Genomic DNA, 15,691 nt, shown 5'->3' on the forward strand with positions numbered 1-15,691 from the left:
ATGGCCCAGAACCCGATCCTGACTCTGTCAAACGTCACCAAGAACTATACCAGCAAGAGCGGCGGCGTCAGCGAAGTGCTTGGCGGAATCGACCTGGCGGTGGAGGAAGGCGAATTCATCGCGATCCTCGGCTTTTCGGGCGCTGGCAAATCGACGCTGATCTCGGCGATTGCCGGACTGGTTGATCCTGATGGCGGGGAAATCCGCCTGAAAGGTCAGCCGGTCAAGGGCCCGGACAAGGACCGCGGGCTGGTGTTCCAATCCTATTCGCTGTTCCCCTGGCTGACCGTCGAGCAGAACGTCAGCCTGGCGGTCGACGCGGTGCACAAGGACCGCAGCAAGGAACAGCGGGACACGTTGGTTCGTCAGAAGGTTGAGCTGGTCGGGCTAGGCCATGCCCTGGACCGCAAGCCAGCGCAACTTTCCGGCGGCATGCGCCAGCGCGTGGCAGTGGCGCGGGCGCTGGCGATGGAGCCGGAAATCCTGCTGCTCGACGAGCCGCTGTCGGCGCTCGATGCGCTGACCCGCGCCAAGCTTCAGGACGAGATCGAGCGGATCCGGGCCCACGAAGGGCGCACGATCATCTTGGTTACCAACGATGTCGATGAAGCGCTGCTGCTGGCAGACCGGATTGCGGTACTGACCCCGGCACCAGCGGCAAAAATCGGGCGGCTGTTCGATGTCGGCATTGCCCGCCCACGCGACCGTGAGGCCGTCAATGAAGACCGCGCCTATCAGGCTCTGCGGGCCGAGATTGTCGGCTATCTGGGCTCGCTGGTGGCGGGACAACAGCGCAGTGCCGCGGAATATGCCGCGCTGCCCAATGTCACCCCGCTGGATCTGGCGCCCCCGCCGCAAGCCTACCGCGATGCGGCCAAAGGTGGCCCGGCGCGGCGCTACATGGAGTTCTATCGGCTCGGCAAAGTCTACCCCACTCCCAAAGGGCCGCTGACCGTGGTCGAGGACTTTAACCTGCTGATGGACAAGGGCGAGTTCATCTCGTTGATTGGCCATTCGGGCTGCGGCAAATCGACCGTGCTGACCATGGCGGCCGGGCTCAACGCGATCAGCAAGGGCTCGGTCGTGCTCGACAACCGTGAGATCGATGTGGCCGGGCCCGACAAGGCGGTGGTGTTTCAGGCCCCCAGCCTGATGCCGTGGCTGACCGCGCGGCAGAACGTCGCGCTGGGGGTTGAACGGGTCTATCCGCACGCGGCCAAGGCCGAGCGCCGCGAAATCGTCGACTATTACCTTGACCGGGTCGGGCTGGCCGATGCCAAGGACAAGCTCGCCGCCGAGATGTCCAACGGCATGCGCCAGCGCGTCGGGATCGCCCGTGCCTTTGCGCTCTCTCCGCGGTTGTTGCTGCTCGACGAGCCCTTCGGGATGCTCGACAGCCTGACTCGCTGGGATCTGCAGGACGTGCTGGTGGAAGTTTGGAACCGCACCAAGGTTACCGCGGTGATGGTCACCCATGACGTTGATGAAGCGATCCTGCTGGCCGACCGCGTGGTGATGATGACCAACGGACCCAATGCCACGATCGGCAAGATCCTCAAAGTCGATCTGCCGCGCCCGCGCGACCGCAAGCAGCTGCTCCAGCATCCGCAATTCTACGCTTACCGCCATGAGGTGCTGCACTTCCTGGCCGAATATGATCACGGACCGACCGCGGCAGCGGCGTAAAGCAAGTTCCGGGGGGAAGATGCCTGTCGCGGCAAGGTTCGACAGGAGAAATTGACGATGAAGTTTCGTTTCTGTGCGGCGGCCGCGCTTGTGGCCCCGATCGCCTTTGCTCAACCTGCGCTGGCTGCGCCCGGTGATCCGGTCAAGGTCTCGCCCGAGCTGACCATCGATCCGATTATCGATGCGCGGCTGCGCTACGAAAGCGTCGATACGCCGACGCTCGACGCCGACGCAGTGACGCTGCGGATCCGCGCCGGGGCCGAGCTGAAGCACAAGTCCGGCCTGTCGCTGCTGGTCGAAGGCGAAGGGACGCTGGGGATCGTCTCAGAATACAACGCCTTCCCCTTCGTAATCACCGATAGCCAGCGCCGTCCCGGTTTTGCGGCGGTGCCTGACCCCATGAACGTCGAGCTTAACCGGCTGCAGCTGCAGTATAAGGGCAAGGCTGCGACTATCACCGTCGGGCGGCAGCGGATCAATCTTGACGATCAGCGCTGGGTCGGTGCAGTCGGCTGGCGGCAGAACGAACAGACTTATGACGCGGCGCGGGCCGAGCTGAAGTTTGGCAAAGTATCCTTCGATGCGACTTATGCGATCGATCAGCGGACTATCTGGGGCGTGGATGGCGGGCCGCGCGCGGCCTTTGGCGGCAATTTCGTGTTTCTTGGCGCGGGTAGCAAACTTGGCCCCGTCCAGGTCAAAGCCTTCGCCTATATGCTGGACTACGACACCGCCGAACAGGTCGGGGCGCTGGCGACGGTCATGGCCGATACGCAGACCTACGGCCTGCGCGCAGCGGCCAGCTTCAAGCTGTCCCCCAAGGTCACGCTGGGGCTGACCGCTAGCTATGCCCGGCAATCGGACTGGCAGGACAATCCGCTCGACTACGCAGTCGACTACATCGCCGCCGAGGGCAGCCTGAGTTTTGGCAACTTCGGCGTGCTGGCTGGCTATGAAGGCCTGGGCGGCAATGGCACCCGCGCGCTCCAGACGCCGATGGCGACGCTGCACAAGTTCAATGGCTGGGCTGATCTATTCCTGACCACCCCGGTCAATGGCTTGCAGGACTATTACGGCGGAGCTTTGATCAAGTTCCCCAAGGTCAAGGCGCTGCCGGGGCTCAACGCCGCAGTGACCTATCACCGTTTCGAAAGCGATCTGGGCGGGCTGCACTATGGCAACGAATGGGATGCTTCGCTGGGCTTCAAACTTGGACGCTACACCCTGCTTGCCAAATATGCCGATTACGATGCGGCGGCTTTCGGGGCCGATTCCCGCAAGATTTGGCTGCAAGTCGAACTGGCCTTTTAGCAAAATCCCCTAAGGGGAAAAATTGTTGCACTGCACAATTTTCGCTTGCCTGATGGGCAGCGAATCGCTTACACTTGCAGCCAAGCGATAGGTGCCGCCCAATGCAGGGCGAACCAGCACTAGTCGCCCAAGCAGCGAACAATGCGTGGCAACGAAGCCGCCCGATCCGGTCAACCGACCGGGACGAGGCGGCTTTTCTTGTGCGCGCGCGAGGCAAGGAGCATATCGGTGAACGCGCCAGCGACTTTTAAATCGACCGGGACCGGCACCTCCGAGCGGCTGCCTGAACGTCTCGTCGTGATTGGCAACGGCATGGCCGGGTGCCGCGCAGTCGAAGAGATTCTCGAGCGCGATCCGACGCGCTATGCGATCACGATTTTCGGGGCCGAACCAAGGGTCAATTACAACCGGATCATGCTCTCCCCGGTGCTGGCAGGCGAGAAGAGCTTTGACGAGATCGTGATCAATGACGCGGCCTGGTATGCCGACAATGCGATCACGCTGGTCTCGGGCGATCCCGTGGTTTCGATCGACCGCGTCACCCAGACGGTGATCGCCAAGTCGGGCCGGGTCGAGCCATACGACAAACTGCTGATCGCCACCGGCAGCGATCCATTCATTATTCCGGTGCCAGGCAAGGACCTACCCGGTGTAGTGACTTTCCGCGATCTGGATGACGTCGACAAGATGCTCGCTGCCGCTGAGGGCGGTGGCAGCGCAGTGGTGATCGGGGGCGGCTTGCTCGGACTGGAGGCGGCGCATGGCCTCTCGCTGCGCGGCATGGCGGTCACCGTGATCCACCTGATGCCGACCTTGATGGAGCGCCAGCTCGATGAGGCGGCGGGGTGGCTGCTCAAGGAAGAGCTCGAACGGCGCGGGCAGGTGATTCTGACCGGGGCCGATACAGCAGAGATAGTCGGCACCGATGGTCATGTCAGCGGCATCCGGCTCAAGGGCGGGCGCGAAATCGCTGCCGCGATCGTGGTGATGGCAGTCGGGATCCGGCCTGCCACTGCGCTGGCCAAGGCGGCAGGGCTCGATGTCGAGCGCGGGATCATGGTCGATGATCACATGGTCACTTCGGACCCCGACGTGCTCGCGGTCGGCGAATGCGTGCAGCATCGCGGCGCCTGCTATGGCCTGGTCGCGCCGCTGTGGGACATGTGCCGCGCGCTGGCCGATCATGCCACCGGCGCGCCTTCGGGCTATGAGGGATCGGTAACCTCAACCAAGCTTAAGGTATCTGGAATCGACGTGTTTTCGGCCGGCGATTTCTCCGGCGGCGACGGCGCAGAGGACATCGTCATGCGCGATGCAGCGCGCGGGGTGTACAAGCGGGTGATCGTCAAGGACGACAAGCTGGTCGGCGCGGTGCTCTATGGCGATACCGCCGACGGTAACTGGTATTTTGACCTGCTAAAGAACAACGAGGACATTTCCGATATCCGGGAGGCGCTGATTTTCGGACAGGCCTTCGCGTCCGGGGGTGCGCTGCTGGACCCTAATGCAGCCGTTGCGGCGCTTTCCGACAATGCGGAAGTGTGCGGCTGCAACGGCGTTTCCAAAGGCAAAGTCGTCGGATGCATCCTCGGTGGGGCGCACAGCCTCGATGCCGTGCGCTCTGCCTGCAAGGCCAGTGCCAGCTGCGGGTCATGCACCCCGTTGGTCGAGAGCCTGCTCTCGCTCACCCTCGGCGGCGAGGTTGAAAGCGGTCCGAAGACGTTGTGCAAATGCACCAGCTTTGGTCACGATGACGTCCGGCGACTGATCCTGGAAAAACAACTCAAGGCCATCCCGCAAGTGATGCAGGCGCTGCACTGGACCACGCCTGACGGCTGCCATTCGTGCCGCCCCGCGCTCAACTATTATCTGCTCTGCGCTTGGCCGGGTGTCTATGTCGATGAACAGCACAGCCGCTTCGTCAACGAACGGATGCACGCCAATATCCAGAAGGACGGGACCTACTCGGTGGTCCCGCGGATGTGGGGCGGGCTGACCAACCCGCGCGAATTGCGCGCGATTGCCGACGTGGTAGAGAAATACGATGCGCCGATGGTGAAGGTCACCGGCGGGCAGCGGCTCGATATTTTCGGGATCAAGAAGGAGGACCTGCCCTCGGTCTGGCGCGATCTCAACGCCGCCGGGATGGTCTCGGGCCATGCCTATGGCAAGAGCCTCCGCACGGTTAAAACCTGCGTCGGCTCCGAATGGTGCCGCTTCGGCACGCAGGATTCGACCGGGCTGGGGGTGCAGATCGAGCGGATGACCTGGGGCTCATGGATGCCGCACAAGTTCAAGATCGCCGTCAGTGGCTGTCCGCGCAACTGCGCCGAGGCGACGATCAAGGACTTCGGGGTGGTCTGCGTCGACTCGGGTTACGAATTGCACGTCGGCGGCAACGGCGGGATCAAGGTCCGCGCTACCGACTTGCTGTGCAAGGTCGAAACCGAAGCCGAGGCGATGGAGCACTGCGCCGCGTTCATCCAGCTCTACCGCGAAGACGCCTGGTATCTTGAGCGCACCGCGCCGTGGCTTGAGCGCAAGGGGTTGGAGTGGATCAAGGCGTCCCTGTTCGATGATCCGGCCACAGTTGCGCGGCTTGCCGCCAAGTTCCGCTATTCGCAGCAATTCATGCAGGACGATCCGTGGGCCAAACGCGCCGCAGGAGAGGATGCCGAACTGCACCAGCACCTCGCCGAAGTACGGCCGCTGGAACTCACGTCGTGATCGGCGATTGGCTCGACATCGGCCCGGTCGATCAGATCGCCCCCGGCAACGCTCGCACGCTTCCAGTGCGCGGCGGCCCAGATAATGAAGCGGGGGAGATCGCGGTGTTCCACACCCTCGACAACCAGTTCTACGCGCTGGTCAACAAGTGTCCGCACAAACAAGGCCCACTCAGTCAAGGCATCGTCCACGGCACCGTGGTGACCTGCCCGCTGCACAACTGGAACATCTCCTTGAAGACCGGCGAGGCGCTGGGGGATGACAAGGGCTGTGTCCCAACGATCCCACTGCGGGTCGATGCCGGGCGCATCTACCTGCTGCGCGAAGCAGTGGTTCGGAAAGCCGCCTGATCGTGAAACTCGTCCGCACCACTTGCGCCTATTGCGGAGTTGGCTGCGGGATCAATGCGAAGGTCACCGGCCCGCGTCAGGTCGAGATTAAGGGGGACCCCACGCATCCGGCCAATTTCGGCAAGCTTTGCTCAAAGGGCACGCACTTGGGCGAAACCGTTGGTCTCGAAGGCCGCTTGCTCCATCCGATGATCGGCGAGCGGCAGGCCAGGTGGGACGAAGCGCTCGATCTGGTCGCAGGCCGGATGCGCGCATGCATCGCCGAACATGGACCGGATTCGGTCGCCTTCTATGTCTCAGGGCAATTGCTGACCGAGGACTATTACGTCGCCAACAAGCTGATGAAAGGCTTCATCGGTTCCGGCAATATCGACACCAATTCGCGGCTGTGCATGGCCAGCGCCGTCGCCGCGCACAACCGCGCGTTTGGCGAGGATGTTGTGCCGTGCACTTACGATGATCTGGACGAGGCCGATCTGATCCTGCTGGTCGGCTCGAACACCGCCTGGTGCCACCCGGTGATCTGGCAACGGATCGAGCGCGCGCGCGAACGGCGTGGAACAAAGCTGGTGGTGATCGACCCTCGTCGGACCGAAACTGCTGAGCAGGCTGATTTGCATGTGCAGCTTGCGCCTGACGGCGATGTCGCGTTGTTCAATGCGCTGCTGGCCGAGATGGCGGCGCGCGGGTTGGTGGACGATAGCGGGCTGGAAGTTTCCGAGGGGTTTTGGAACAATCTACCTTGTGACCATGGCATCGACCAAGTCACCTTCACCCAACTCGCCGATCTCGTCGCCGCGAACCGCCGCATGGTTACGTTGTTCTCGCAAGGCGCCAATCAGTCGATTAGCGGCACCGACAAGTGCAATGCGATCATCAACCTCCACCTCGCCACCGGCAGGATCAACCAGCCAGGCGCCGGGCCGTTCAGCATTACCGGCCAGCCCAACGCGATGGGCGGGCGCGAGGTGGGCGGGCTGGCCAATATGCTCGCCTGCCACCTCGGCTTTTCGCAAGCCGAGCGTGCCGATGTCGCGGAGTTCTGGAACGCGCCGAACCTTTGCTCCGGCCCGGGCCTCAAAGCCGTCGACATGTTCCGCGAGGTGCACGATGGCCGGATTAAATTCTTGTGGGTGATGGCGACCAATCCAGCAGTTTCGATGCCCGACAGCCAGTTTGTCCGCGAGGCTTTGGCCAAGTGCCCAACAGTAGTAATCTCTGATGTCATCGCCGATACCGATACGGCCAAGTTCGCCCACATCCGCCTGCCTGCGCTTGGCTGGGGCGAGAAGGATGGCACCGTCACAAACTCCGAACGCCGGATCAGCCGCCAGCGCGCGCTGTTCGCGTCACCGAGGGAAGCGCGCGCAGACTGGCAAATCATTTGCCAGGTGGCCGAACGGCTGGGTCACGGCGCGGCCTTCGCCTTTCCCAATCCCGCCGCCGTCTACCGCGAATATGCCGCGATGACCGCGCTGGCAGGCAAGCACGGCAGACTGTTGGATCTCACCGCGCACGCCGAGATCAGCGATGGGGGTTACGATCAGATGCAACCCTTTCTGTGGGGCGGCGCGCATCCCCTCGCCGCGCGCTACCCCACCACCTCGGGTAAGGCGCGACTGGTTGCGGTGACAGCTCCTCCCGCCCTGCACGACCCCGCCTACCCGCTGCGGCTCAACACCGCGCGCTACCGCGACCAGTGGCACACCATGACCCGCACTGGCCTTTCGCCGACGCTCTCGCAGCACCGGCGCGAAGCCTTGTTAGAAATCCACCCTGCCGATGCCGCTGCGCAAGGGTTGAGCGAGGGCGGCCTCGCCCGGGTGATAACGCAAAGCGGCGCGGCCGTGTTCCGGGTCCAGCTAAGCCCAGGCCAAAGGCGCGGCGAGCTTTGCGTTCCGATGCACTGGACCGATCAGCTATCTGGTGAAGGCCGCAGCAATCGCTTGCCCGATCAAGCCTGCGATCCCGTCTCCGGCCAGCCCGGCTTCAAAAATAGCGCGGCCCGCGCCGAAGCGGTTGAGCCTGAATGGCGCGCCTTTTTGGTCAGCCGTGACGCGCCTGACCCGCCGGGCCTGCTCTATTGGTCCCGAGCCAAAGTGGCGGGCGGCTGGCTTTATGAACTGGCTGGTATGGGCATGGTCGATGCCGCTGCGCTGCTGCCCAAAGGCGAACAAATCGAAGTGGTCGATCAAGCGCGCGGCATGCGACGGATCGCAGTGCGCGGCGCTGACGGCGCGCTTGAGGGCGCGCTCTATCTCACCCGCGCGGGCCAGCTCCCGGCCCGCGAATGGGCTGCGGCTCAGCTTGGTCACACCGGAAGCGCTCCGGCCGAACTGCTCGCCGGACGCCCCAGCACGCCGCTGCCGGATCGCGGCGCGATTGTCTGCGTCTGCCACGGAATTGGCGAGCTCGCGATCACCGCAGCTGCCCGCGGCGGCGCTGCCACAATCGATGCTGTCGGCAAGGCCACGTGCGCCGGAACCAATTGCGGCTCGTGCCGCCCGGCCATCGCCCGTCTGCTCGAATTGGTGCTGTCGGACCAAAAGGAGGCCGCAGAATGACCTCACGCCAAGCTCAAGGCAGTCCGACGGATTTTCCCGCTGGCACCGTCTGGCTAGTCGGCGCAGGCCCTGGCGATCCCGAATTGCTGACCCGCAAGGCCGAACGACTAATTGGCGCGGCGAGCGTCGTTTTCCACGATGCCTTGGTCGGTCCAGACATTCTCGAACTCGCCGCACCGTCTGCGCGGCTCATCTATGTCGGCAAGCGCTCTGGCCGCCACTCGAAAGATCAGGCGAGCATCGACCAGCTGATCGTCAAAGCTGCACTGGCGGGCGAACGCGTGGTCCGCCTCAAAGGCGGCGATCCGGCGGTATTTGGCCGCGCCACTGAAGAACTTGAGGCATGCCGCGCAGCTAGTGTCTCGGTGCACATCTGCCCTGGCGTAACCGCCGCCAGCGCTGCCGCCGCCTCGCTCGGCCTCTCGCTCACCCTGCGAGGAACGGCACGCAAGCTGACTTTGGTCACCGCCCATGCCCGCGCAGGCGAAGAGCTCGATCTCGATTGGAAGGCCCTCGCCGATCCGCAGGCAACGCTAGCGATCTACATGGGCAAATCGGCCGTTGCCACTCTTACTCAACGCCTGATTGCGGCGGGCCTGGCCGGATCAACTCCGGTGGCCATGGTCGAAAACGCCAGCCTGCGCAATGAACGGCAATTCCGAACCCGGCTCAGTCTGCTGCCGCTCGCCGCGAAGACCGCTTTGGGGGACGGCCCAGCACTGCTTCTGATTGGCGAAGCACTGCGTGGCGTGGCGCCGATCTTGCGCCTTCCCGCCAATGCCAATGCACGCAAGGATAGAGGTTCCGGCAGCGGATTGGCCACGGAAAGCAGCTCAAAGTGGCCATCTGTGGATGTCAAGCAGGATCGATAGACAATCCGGCATTTTCAAGCTCAGCCAAATACGAATTGGCACCATAAACCAACTACCTGGTTCAGACCCGGGCCCGCAGCTGCACGAAATGGGAGTTGGAAGTCTGCCAGGACGTTGTTCCAAATCTTCTCAATTTTCACGCTGCGGTGGACCTACGAGTCGCATGGTCAGATGTCGCCGGGAACATGGACTGAACTTGCCAGTTCAATGAGGCCTATATTCGAATTGGCCATCATGGCCATCGCAGAAGTCACATGGGACATTCAGATTTAGACCCCGCAGTGCATGATCGGTGCCTTTGGAATGCGGGGCGAAATGTGCGGCCAAAGCGTCCGCTCAAAGCGCGCGATATCTGGGCAATTCGGTTCTTTGGTGACGAGCACAGGCGTCTGCGTGACCGAGCGCTGTTCGATTTGGCCATTCGCGACGTTCGGATCCGCCAATCCATAACCGAACGATTGTCGGCTGTCGCGGCCTGATAGCCAAGTTCGGACCGTTCGCTTCCGGCCTTATGCCGACCTCTACGCAACCGCAATCCAAGGCAGCTTTCAGCGTGTCGATCTGAGCGATTGGTCGAGCAGGATTAGTGAGAACAGGCGGCTGCCGAAACTGTGCACCAGGATGTCGGGCGCCGCTGAGAGGCCGCGCTCGCGCGCGTAGTCAGCGGCTTTGCGCATGCGCTGCCCGAGTCTCTTGGCGAGCCGGCGGTGGATCCACCGGGCGAGCACGTCGACAGTCGCCCAGCCATATTTGTAGATCAGGATCGGCGCGGAATATTTGAGCCGGTTGTCGATCAGCCAACTGAAGTCCTCCTGCCATGCGCCGCGCGTGTTCATGCCGTGAACGACGATCATCCAGCGCAGGTCCCGGCTCGGCGCGCTGGCGAGACGGTAGCGCGTCAGGGCTTAGGGGCGGTTCGTCCTTGCGTGCCGGATCCTTGCCCGCAGCCATAGCGTCGCGGGCTTCGTCGCGTCGTCTGCGCGCCTCTCCCAAGCCGATCTCTGGATAAGGGCCAATCGCCAGCTTCTTCTCGCGTCCGTCAACCCGGTACTTGAACCGCCAGAGTTTTCCGCCGGTTGGCTGGACCGGCAGGAACAGGCCGTGGGAATCGCCCATTCTGTAGGGCTTCGGACCCGCCTTAGCATTGCGGACAGCAACATCGGTAAGTGCGACGATTTCAATCCCTTGCATCCCGGGTGTCCCCCCAGGCTGGGGGTCACTCGAATTGAGCGAAACCCACATGCCCCCAAAATGGCCCCCAGATTCGCAAAATGAGGCGGGAACAGGTGGGCGATAGCGGGACAAATGCGGAGCGGAAACCCCAGGATTTCCGAGGTTTTCGTAGCATTTTCGGGATGTTGTGGGAGGCGGCGGCTGGAGCGGGTGAAGGGAATCGAACCCTCGTATTCAGCTTGGGAAGCTGCTGCTCTGCCATTGAGCTACACCCGCTTGAGCGCGCGCGGCCCTTGCCACAGGGGCCTTTGTCCGGTCAACAGATTCGGGTTGTTCAGCCCTGCTGGTTGCGGCCGCGTTCCATGACTGCGCGGCGGCGTTCTTCTACAGCGGCACCTTCAACGCGGGCATTGCGCGCCGATGAAACCGCGTGTTCATGCGCCATTGCCGGACCGAAGGGCAGTGCATAGCCTTCGTCGATCAGTGTCTTGTAGGCCTGGACCATATTCGGATCGGCGCTGGCCATATCGTGTGCGAGCGCCTTGGCAGCCGGCAGCAGCTCGTCTGCCGCAACCACGCGATTGACCAGGCCCCAGGCGCAGGCGGTCTGCGCATCGAGAAAATTGCCGGTCAGCGACAGTTCCTTGGCCCGGCTGATCCCGATCATCCGGCTGAGTTTTTGCGACAGGCCCCAACCCGGCATTACCCCGACCCGGGCGTGGGTATCGGCAAAGCGGGCGTTCTCGCTGGCGATCAGCACATCGCAGGCCAGCGCCACTTCGAACCCGCCGGTGATTGCCACCCCGTTGATCGCGCCGATTACGGGCTTGCGGCACTGTTCGATCGCCTTGACCGGATTGGCAGCGGCATCTTCAGCGTTGGCGGCGCCCAGCCCGTGGATGCCCAGTTCCTTGAGGTCGAGCCCGGCGGTGAAAGCGCGCGATCCCGCGCCGGTCAACACCACCGCGCGGATCGCGTCATCATGATCAAGGTCGGTCATCACCCTTGCCAACTGGGCGCGCAAATCGCGCGACAAGGCGTTCATCGCATCGGGCCGGTTCAGAGTGACAAGGGCCACTGCGCCATCACGCTCAACAGTCACAAGCATGGTTTAACCCCTTTAAAGCCGCGCCCGCGCGCTCTGCCCGTCATCAACCTTGATCGTAGCGCCGGTCACGCATTCGCTGGACGGGGCGACGAGATAGAGCAAGGTCGAATCGAGCTGTTCGGGCACCGGCACCCGCTTGCGCGGAAGCTGCTCGGCCGGATTGCCGCCCATCCGTTCGAACATCCCATCGGTCATTTCGGTCACGAACATGCCCGGCGCAATGGCGTTCACGTTAATGCCATAGTGCGCCCATTCGACGCTGAGAGTTTCGGTCATCCGGGCTATTGCGGTCTTGGTCACCGCGTAAAGCGCCGCGCCGCCGCCGTCATAGCGGAAATGCGCGGTCGAACTGATGTTGACGATGCGGCCCGGCCTGCCTGCCGCGATCAGCCGCCGTGCAACCTCGCAGGCCAGGATCCACGGGCCGCGCAGGTTGACCGCCAGCACCTGGTCGATCAGCGCGGTGCTCATCTTGTGGGCGCGCTGGGCATCGGGCATTCCGGCATTGTTGATCAGGATGTCGACCGTACCGAACGCCGCTTCACCCGCAGCGACAGCGGCGACCAGGCTGTCGGCATCGGCCGCGTCCATCTGCACTGCCAGAGCTTTGCCGCCCGCCGCCGCAATGTCTGCGGCCAGTGCATCCAGCCTGTCCTTGCGCCGCGCTGCCAGCACCACGGCCGCACCCTGACTGGCGAGCACCCGGGCAAAACGTGCGCCAAGGCCCGAAGATGCGCCAGTGACCAGAGCGACGCGGCCGCTCAGATCGGTTGACGCGTTGGGCAGCGGGTAATCACTATTCATGGTGGCGTTCCTCGTCCCGGTGTGCTTGGCACGGTTTCAACCGCGCGGTTAAATTGCTTGATGGAGGGCAATGCCGGGCTTGGCAAGGAGTGGATGGGCGATGACAAGCACACGGGCATTTGAGATCGCAGGCCGGGTGGAACGCTTTGTCCGCGATGTCGTGGTCCCCTATGAACACGACCCGCGCCGCGATCACCACGGCGCCCCGCTGGACGAACTGGTCCATGAAATGCGCGGCCATGCCCGCACGGAAGGGGTGCTGACCCCGCACATCCTGAAGGGCGGCGATCACCTGACCCAGCGCGAAACCGCGACCGTGCTGATCGCCAGCGGTCTGTCACCGCTGGGGCCACTGGCCTGCAACACGATGGCCCCTGACGAAGGCAATATGTACCTGCTGGGCAAGGTGGGCAGTCCGGCGCTGAAGGAACGGTTCCTGGAACCGCTGGTTGCGGGCCGCGCGCGGTCGGCCTTCATGATGACCGAGCCGGCTGACGAGGGCGGGGCCGGGTCCGATCCCTCGATGATGCAGACCACCTGCCGGATGGACGGCAACCACTGGGTTATCAACGGCCGCAAGACCTTCATAACCGGGGCGCAAGGGGCCAGTGTGGGGATCATCATGGCCAAGGCTGGGGATGTCGCCTCGGGCGGGGGCGCCTGCCTGTTTCTGGTCGATCTGCCCGATCCGGCAATCCGGATCGACGATGTGCCCAATACCATCGACAGTTCGATGCCGGGCGGCCATGCGACAATCACCATCGACAATCTGCGCGTGCCGGCAGACCAGATGCTGGGCGATGCCGGCGAAGGTTTCAAATATGCGCAGATCCGGCTCAGCCCAGCCCGTCTGTCGCACTGCATGCGCTGGCTGGGGGCGTGCATCCGCGCCAACGAGATCGCGTCAGACTATGCCAATCGCCGCCATGCCTTTGGCAAACCGCTGATCGATCACGAAGGCGTGGGCTTCATGCTGGCCGAGAACCTGATCGACATCAAACAGGCCGAACTGATGATCGACTGGTGCGCCGGCGTGCTCGACACCGGATCGCTGGGCACGGCGGAAAGCTCGATGGCCAAGGTCGCAGTATCCGAAGCCTTGATGCGCATCGCCGATCGCTGTGTTCAGGTGATGGGCGGCACCGGCGTGACCGACAAGACCATCGTCGAACAGGTGTTCCGCGAAGTGCGCGCTTTCCGCATCTATGACGGCCCGACCGAGGTCCACAAGTGGAGCCTGGCCAAGAAGATCAAGCGCGACTGGAAGGCGGCGCAGTAACGCACTGCGCGCCGTTCAGCCGCCAGCCGCTTCAACCACATCGCGCAGGCGGTCCTTGCCGAACCACATCTGGTCGCCCAGAAAAAAGGTCGGCACCCCGAAGGCGCCGCGGTCCACCGCGCGGGCTGTGCTGTCCGCCAACCCGGCCTTGATCCCGGGATCGGCCGCCCCTGCCGCCAGCGCGTGGGCATCAAGCCCCGCTGCGGCAACGGCACCGGCCCAGACTTCGGGATCGTCCAGCTTCAGCCCGTCCTGCCACAGTGCAGTGTACATTGCATCGCGGTAGGCCGGGCCGCAGCCCATCTGGTCTGCCGCCACGGCCCCGCGCATCGCCAGCAGGGTGTTGACCGGAAAGTGCGGGTTGAAGGCAAATCCGGTAATGGCGTGACGGGCCATGAAGCGGTCCATTTCCAGCCTGTCATAAGCAACTTTGGCGGCAACGTGGCCATAGGTCATCATCGGCGGGCTGTTGCCGGTCGCTTTGAAAAGCCCGCCCAGCAGCACCGGGACATAGCGAAAGCGGACCTTGCCCTGCGCCTCGATCGCAGGCAGCGCGCGGTGGACGAACCACGAATTGGGTCCGCCGAAATCATAGATGAACTCAATCTCGGTCGGCATCACCATGTCTCCCCGTATGGGCGGATTTCCTGTTCGAATGTCCAGGCGGCGCGTGGCTGGCTAAACAGCGCCCAATAGGCGCCCGCAACCGCTTCGGGCGGCATCAGCAGATCGGGCTGCGCGGCCAGTGCCGCTGCCCCGATGCGTTCTTCCACCCGCGCGCGGACCCAGGCTGTATCAACGCCTGCATCGATCACCAGATGGGCCACGTGGATACCCTGCGGCCACAGCTCGCGCGCAGAAGATTGCGCCATCGCGCGCAGCCCCGCCTTGGCTGCGGCAAAGGCAGCATAACCCGGGTTGCCGCGCAGGCCTGCAGTGGCGCCGGTGACGAAGATCTTGCCCTGCCCGCGCGGCAGCATCAACCGCGCCGCCTCGCGCACAGAAACAAATCCCGCGAAGCAGGCCATTTCCCAGACCTTGCGAAACACCCTGTCGGTGGTTTCGGTCAGCGGGAACTGGACATTCGCGCCGACGTTGAAAACAACGCAGGCCAGCGGGGCGATTGCCTCAGCCTCGGCCAGAAACGCGGTGACATCGTCGGGCTCTCGCGCATCAAGGCTGCGCCCGGTAATTGGGCCGCCCAGCAGGGGCGTCAGCTTGTCACCATTGCGGCGTCCGGCGTGAACGGCAAAGCCTTCGGCGGCAAACTTGCGGACAATGGCCGCGCCGATGTGATCGCCCGCGCCGATCACCGCGACCGAGGCCGTGGGTGCGGTCATTTGCGCTCCATCGGGATCACGGCCACGGTCAGCCGGGAAATGCAGATCAGCTTGTCCGCGGCATCGGTAATCCGGATCGACCACACCTGGGTCGTGCGGCCCAGCGATTCCGGACGGGCCGTCGCCGTCACATAGCCGTCATAAGCCGGACGGATGTGGTTGGCGTTGATTTCCATGCCCACCGCGACAAACTTTTCGCGGTCGATGCAGAACGAGGCGGCGACCGAACCGATCGTTTCGGCCAGCGCGACCGAAGCCCCGCCGTGCAGGCGCCCGAACGGCTGATGCGTGCGGTGATCGACCGGCATTCGCCCGCGAATCCAGTCATCGCCGCAATCGACGAACTCGATCCCCAGCAGGCCAGGCATGGCGTTTTCGCCCAGCGCGGTCATCGGTGCGAGGGGCGGGCGCTGGCCGCCCCACCAGATCATTGCGTTGCTCATCGAAACCAGACTTGCAAGCGGGTGCCCGGCTGTA

The 15,691-nt window shown here is 63.7% G+C and carries 13 protein-coding genes, 1 tRNA gene and 1 pseudogene; 7 read left to right on the plus strand and 8 right to left on the minus strand.

What is annotated here, in order from left to right; all coding sequences use genetic code 11:
* The 6 genes from Q0L62_RS05245 to cobA all read left to right on the plus strand — a co-directional run bounded on the left by Q0L62_RS05245 (nt 1) and on the right by cobA (nt 9,510).
* On the plus strand, nt 1-1,686 hold the full coding sequence (locus Q0L62_RS05245) for a nitrate ABC transporter ATP-binding protein (protein ID WP_296677455.1): 1,686 nt from the start codon (nt 1-3) through the stop codon (nt 1,684-1,686).
* 57 nt (nt 1,687-1,743) lie between these two features.
* Complete coding sequence (locus tag Q0L62_RS05250; protein ID WP_296677458.1) at nt 1,744-2,997, plus strand: alginate export family protein; 1,254 nt, start codon at nt 1,744-1,746, stop codon at nt 2,995-2,997.
* 279 nt (nt 2,998-3,276) lie between these two features.
* Nucleotides 3,277-5,724 (plus strand): nitrite reductase large subunit NirB, encoded by a 2,448-nt coding sequence (gene nirB, locus Q0L62_RS05255; protein ID WP_296677546.1) that lies wholly within the window; start codon nt 3,277-3,279, stop codon nt 5,722-5,724.
* The gene (nirD, locus tag Q0L62_RS05260; RefSeq protein ID WP_296677461.1) at nt 5,721-6,074 is read left to right on the plus strand and encodes a nitrite reductase small subunit NirD; all 354 of its coding nucleotides are present in this window, start codon (nt 5,721-5,723) and stop codon (nt 6,072-6,074) included. The genes nirB and nirD overlap by 4 nt, the downstream gene beginning before the upstream one ends.
* 2 nt (nt 6,075-6,076) lie before the next feature.
* The gene (locus Q0L62_RS05265) at nt 6,077-8,638 is read left to right on the plus strand and encodes a nitrate reductase (RefSeq protein WP_296677464.1); all 2,562 of its coding nucleotides are present in this window, start codon (nt 6,077-6,079) and stop codon (nt 8,636-8,638) included.
* A complete protein-coding gene (gene cobA, locus Q0L62_RS05270; RefSeq protein WP_296677467.1) occupies nt 8,635-9,510 on the plus strand; it encodes a uroporphyrinogen-III C-methyltransferase in 876 nt (291 codons plus the stop codon). The genes Q0L62_RS05265 and cobA overlap by 4 nt, the downstream gene beginning before the upstream one ends.
* A 548-nt stretch (nt 9,511-10,058) precedes the next feature.
* Here cobA and Q0L62_RS05280 read toward each other — a convergent pair.
* From Q0L62_RS05280 to Q0L62_RS05300, 5 genes and pseudogenes are all read right to left on the minus strand, one after another.
* Nucleotides 10,059-10,364, minus strand: coding sequence for a hypothetical protein (locus Q0L62_RS05280; RefSeq protein WP_296677553.1), 306 nt, complete (start codon nt 10,362-10,364; stop codon nt 10,059-10,061).
* Between the two features lie 79 nt (nt 10,365-10,443).
* Nucleotides 10,444-10,752: pseudogene (locus tag Q0L62_RS05285) on the minus strand (Arm DNA-binding domain-containing protein); the annotation flags it as partial.
* 133 nt (nt 10,753-10,885) lie between these two features.
* A tRNA-Gly gene (locus Q0L62_RS05290) sits at nt 10,886-10,959 on the minus strand.
* A gap of 58 nt (nt 10,960-11,017) precedes the next feature.
* Nucleotides 11,018-11,791 carry an enoyl-CoA hydratase gene (locus Q0L62_RS05295; RefSeq protein WP_296677470.1) on the minus strand — a complete coding sequence of 258 codons (774 nt, stop codon included), beginning with the start codon at nt 11,789-11,791 and terminating at the stop codon, nt 11,018-11,020.
* A 12-nt stretch (nt 11,792-11,803) separates the two neighbouring features.
* Nucleotides 11,804-12,595 carry an SDR family NAD(P)-dependent oxidoreductase gene (locus tag Q0L62_RS05300; protein ID WP_296677472.1) on the minus strand — a complete coding sequence of 264 codons (792 nt, stop codon included), beginning with the start codon at nt 12,593-12,595 and terminating at the stop codon, nt 11,804-11,806.
* 100 nt (nt 12,596-12,695) lie between these two features.
* Here Q0L62_RS05300 and Q0L62_RS05305 point away from each other — a divergent pair, with 100 nt between their 5' ends.
* Nucleotides 12,696-13,874 (plus strand): acyl-CoA dehydrogenase family protein, encoded by a 1,179-nt coding sequence (locus tag Q0L62_RS05305; RefSeq protein WP_296677474.1) that lies wholly within the window; start codon nt 12,696-12,698, stop codon nt 13,872-13,874.
* Nucleotides 13,875-13,889: 15 nt separating this feature from the next.
* On the opposite strand, the gene Q0L62_RS05310 is transcribed toward Q0L62_RS05305, so the two are convergent.
* Genes Q0L62_RS05310 through Q0L62_RS05320 form a run of 3 tightly spaced genes read right to left on the minus strand, consistent with a single transcriptional unit; the run spans nt 13,890 to nt 15,657 of the window.
* Nucleotides 13,890-14,498 carry a 2-hydroxychromene-2-carboxylate isomerase gene (locus Q0L62_RS05310; protein WP_296677475.1) on the minus strand — a complete coding sequence of 203 codons (609 nt, stop codon included), beginning with the start codon at nt 14,496-14,498 and terminating at the stop codon, nt 13,890-13,892.
* Nucleotides 14,492-15,214: an SDR family NAD(P)-dependent oxidoreductase gene (locus tag Q0L62_RS05315; RefSeq protein ID WP_296677477.1), complete on the minus strand. Its 723-nt coding sequence runs from the start codon at nt 15,212-15,214 to the stop codon at nt 14,492-14,494. The genes Q0L62_RS05310 and Q0L62_RS05315 overlap by 7 nt, the downstream gene beginning before the upstream one ends.
* Entirely contained in the window at nt 15,211-15,657 is a 447-nt protein-coding gene (locus tag Q0L62_RS05320) for a hotdog fold thioesterase (protein ID WP_367183255.1), read from the minus strand. The genes Q0L62_RS05315 and Q0L62_RS05320 overlap by 4 nt, the downstream gene beginning before the upstream one ends.
* Nucleotides 15,658-15,691: the final 34 nt, after the last annotated feature.

Origin of the sequence: Novosphingobium sp. (assembly GCF_024642085.1) — a bacterium.
Lineage (GTDB): Bacteria > Pseudomonadota > Alphaproteobacteria > Sphingomonadales > Sphingomonadaceae > Novosphingobium.

What these genes read in the sequence shown, in the direction of transcription:
- Q0L62_RS05245 (WP_296677455.1), top strand. Translation starts at nt 1, where the DNA reads ATGGCCCAGAACCCGATCCTGACTCTGTCAAACGTCACCAAGAACTAT.
- Q0L62_RS05250 (WP_296677458.1), top strand. Translation starts at nt 1,744, where the DNA reads ATGAAGTTTCGTTTCTGTGCGGCGGCCGCGCTTGTGGCCCCGATCGCC.
- cobA (WP_296677467.1), top strand. Translation starts at nt 8,635, where the DNA reads ATGACCTCACGCCAAGCTCAAGGCAGTCCGACGGATTTTCCCGCTGGC.
- Q0L62_RS05280 (WP_296677553.1), bottom strand. Translation starts at nt 10,364, where the DNA reads ATGATCGTCGTTCACGGCATGAACACGCGCGGCGCATGGCAGGAGGAC.
- Q0L62_RS05295 (WP_296677470.1), bottom strand. Translation starts at nt 11,791, where the DNA reads ATGCTTGTGACTGTTGAGCGTGATGGCGCAGTGGCCCTTGTCACTCTG.
- Q0L62_RS05300 (WP_296677472.1), bottom strand. Translation starts at nt 12,595, where the DNA reads ATGAATAGTGATTACCCGCTGCCCAACGCGTCAACCGATCTGAGCGGC.
- Q0L62_RS05305 (WP_296677474.1), top strand. Translation starts at nt 12,696, where the DNA reads ATGACAAGCACACGGGCATTTGAGATCGCAGGCCGGGTGGAACGCTTT.
- Q0L62_RS05310 (WP_296677475.1), bottom strand. Translation starts at nt 14,498, where the DNA reads ATGGTGATGCCGACCGAGATTGAGTTCATCTATGATTTCGGCGGACCC.
- Q0L62_RS05315 (WP_296677477.1), bottom strand. Translation starts at nt 15,214, where the DNA reads ATGACCGCACCCACGGCCTCGGTCGCGGTGATCGGCGCGGGCGATCAC.
- Q0L62_RS05320 (WP_367183255.1), bottom strand. Translation starts at nt 15,657, where the DNA reads ATGAGCAACGCAATGATCTGGTGGGGCGGCCAGCGCCCGCCCCTCGCA.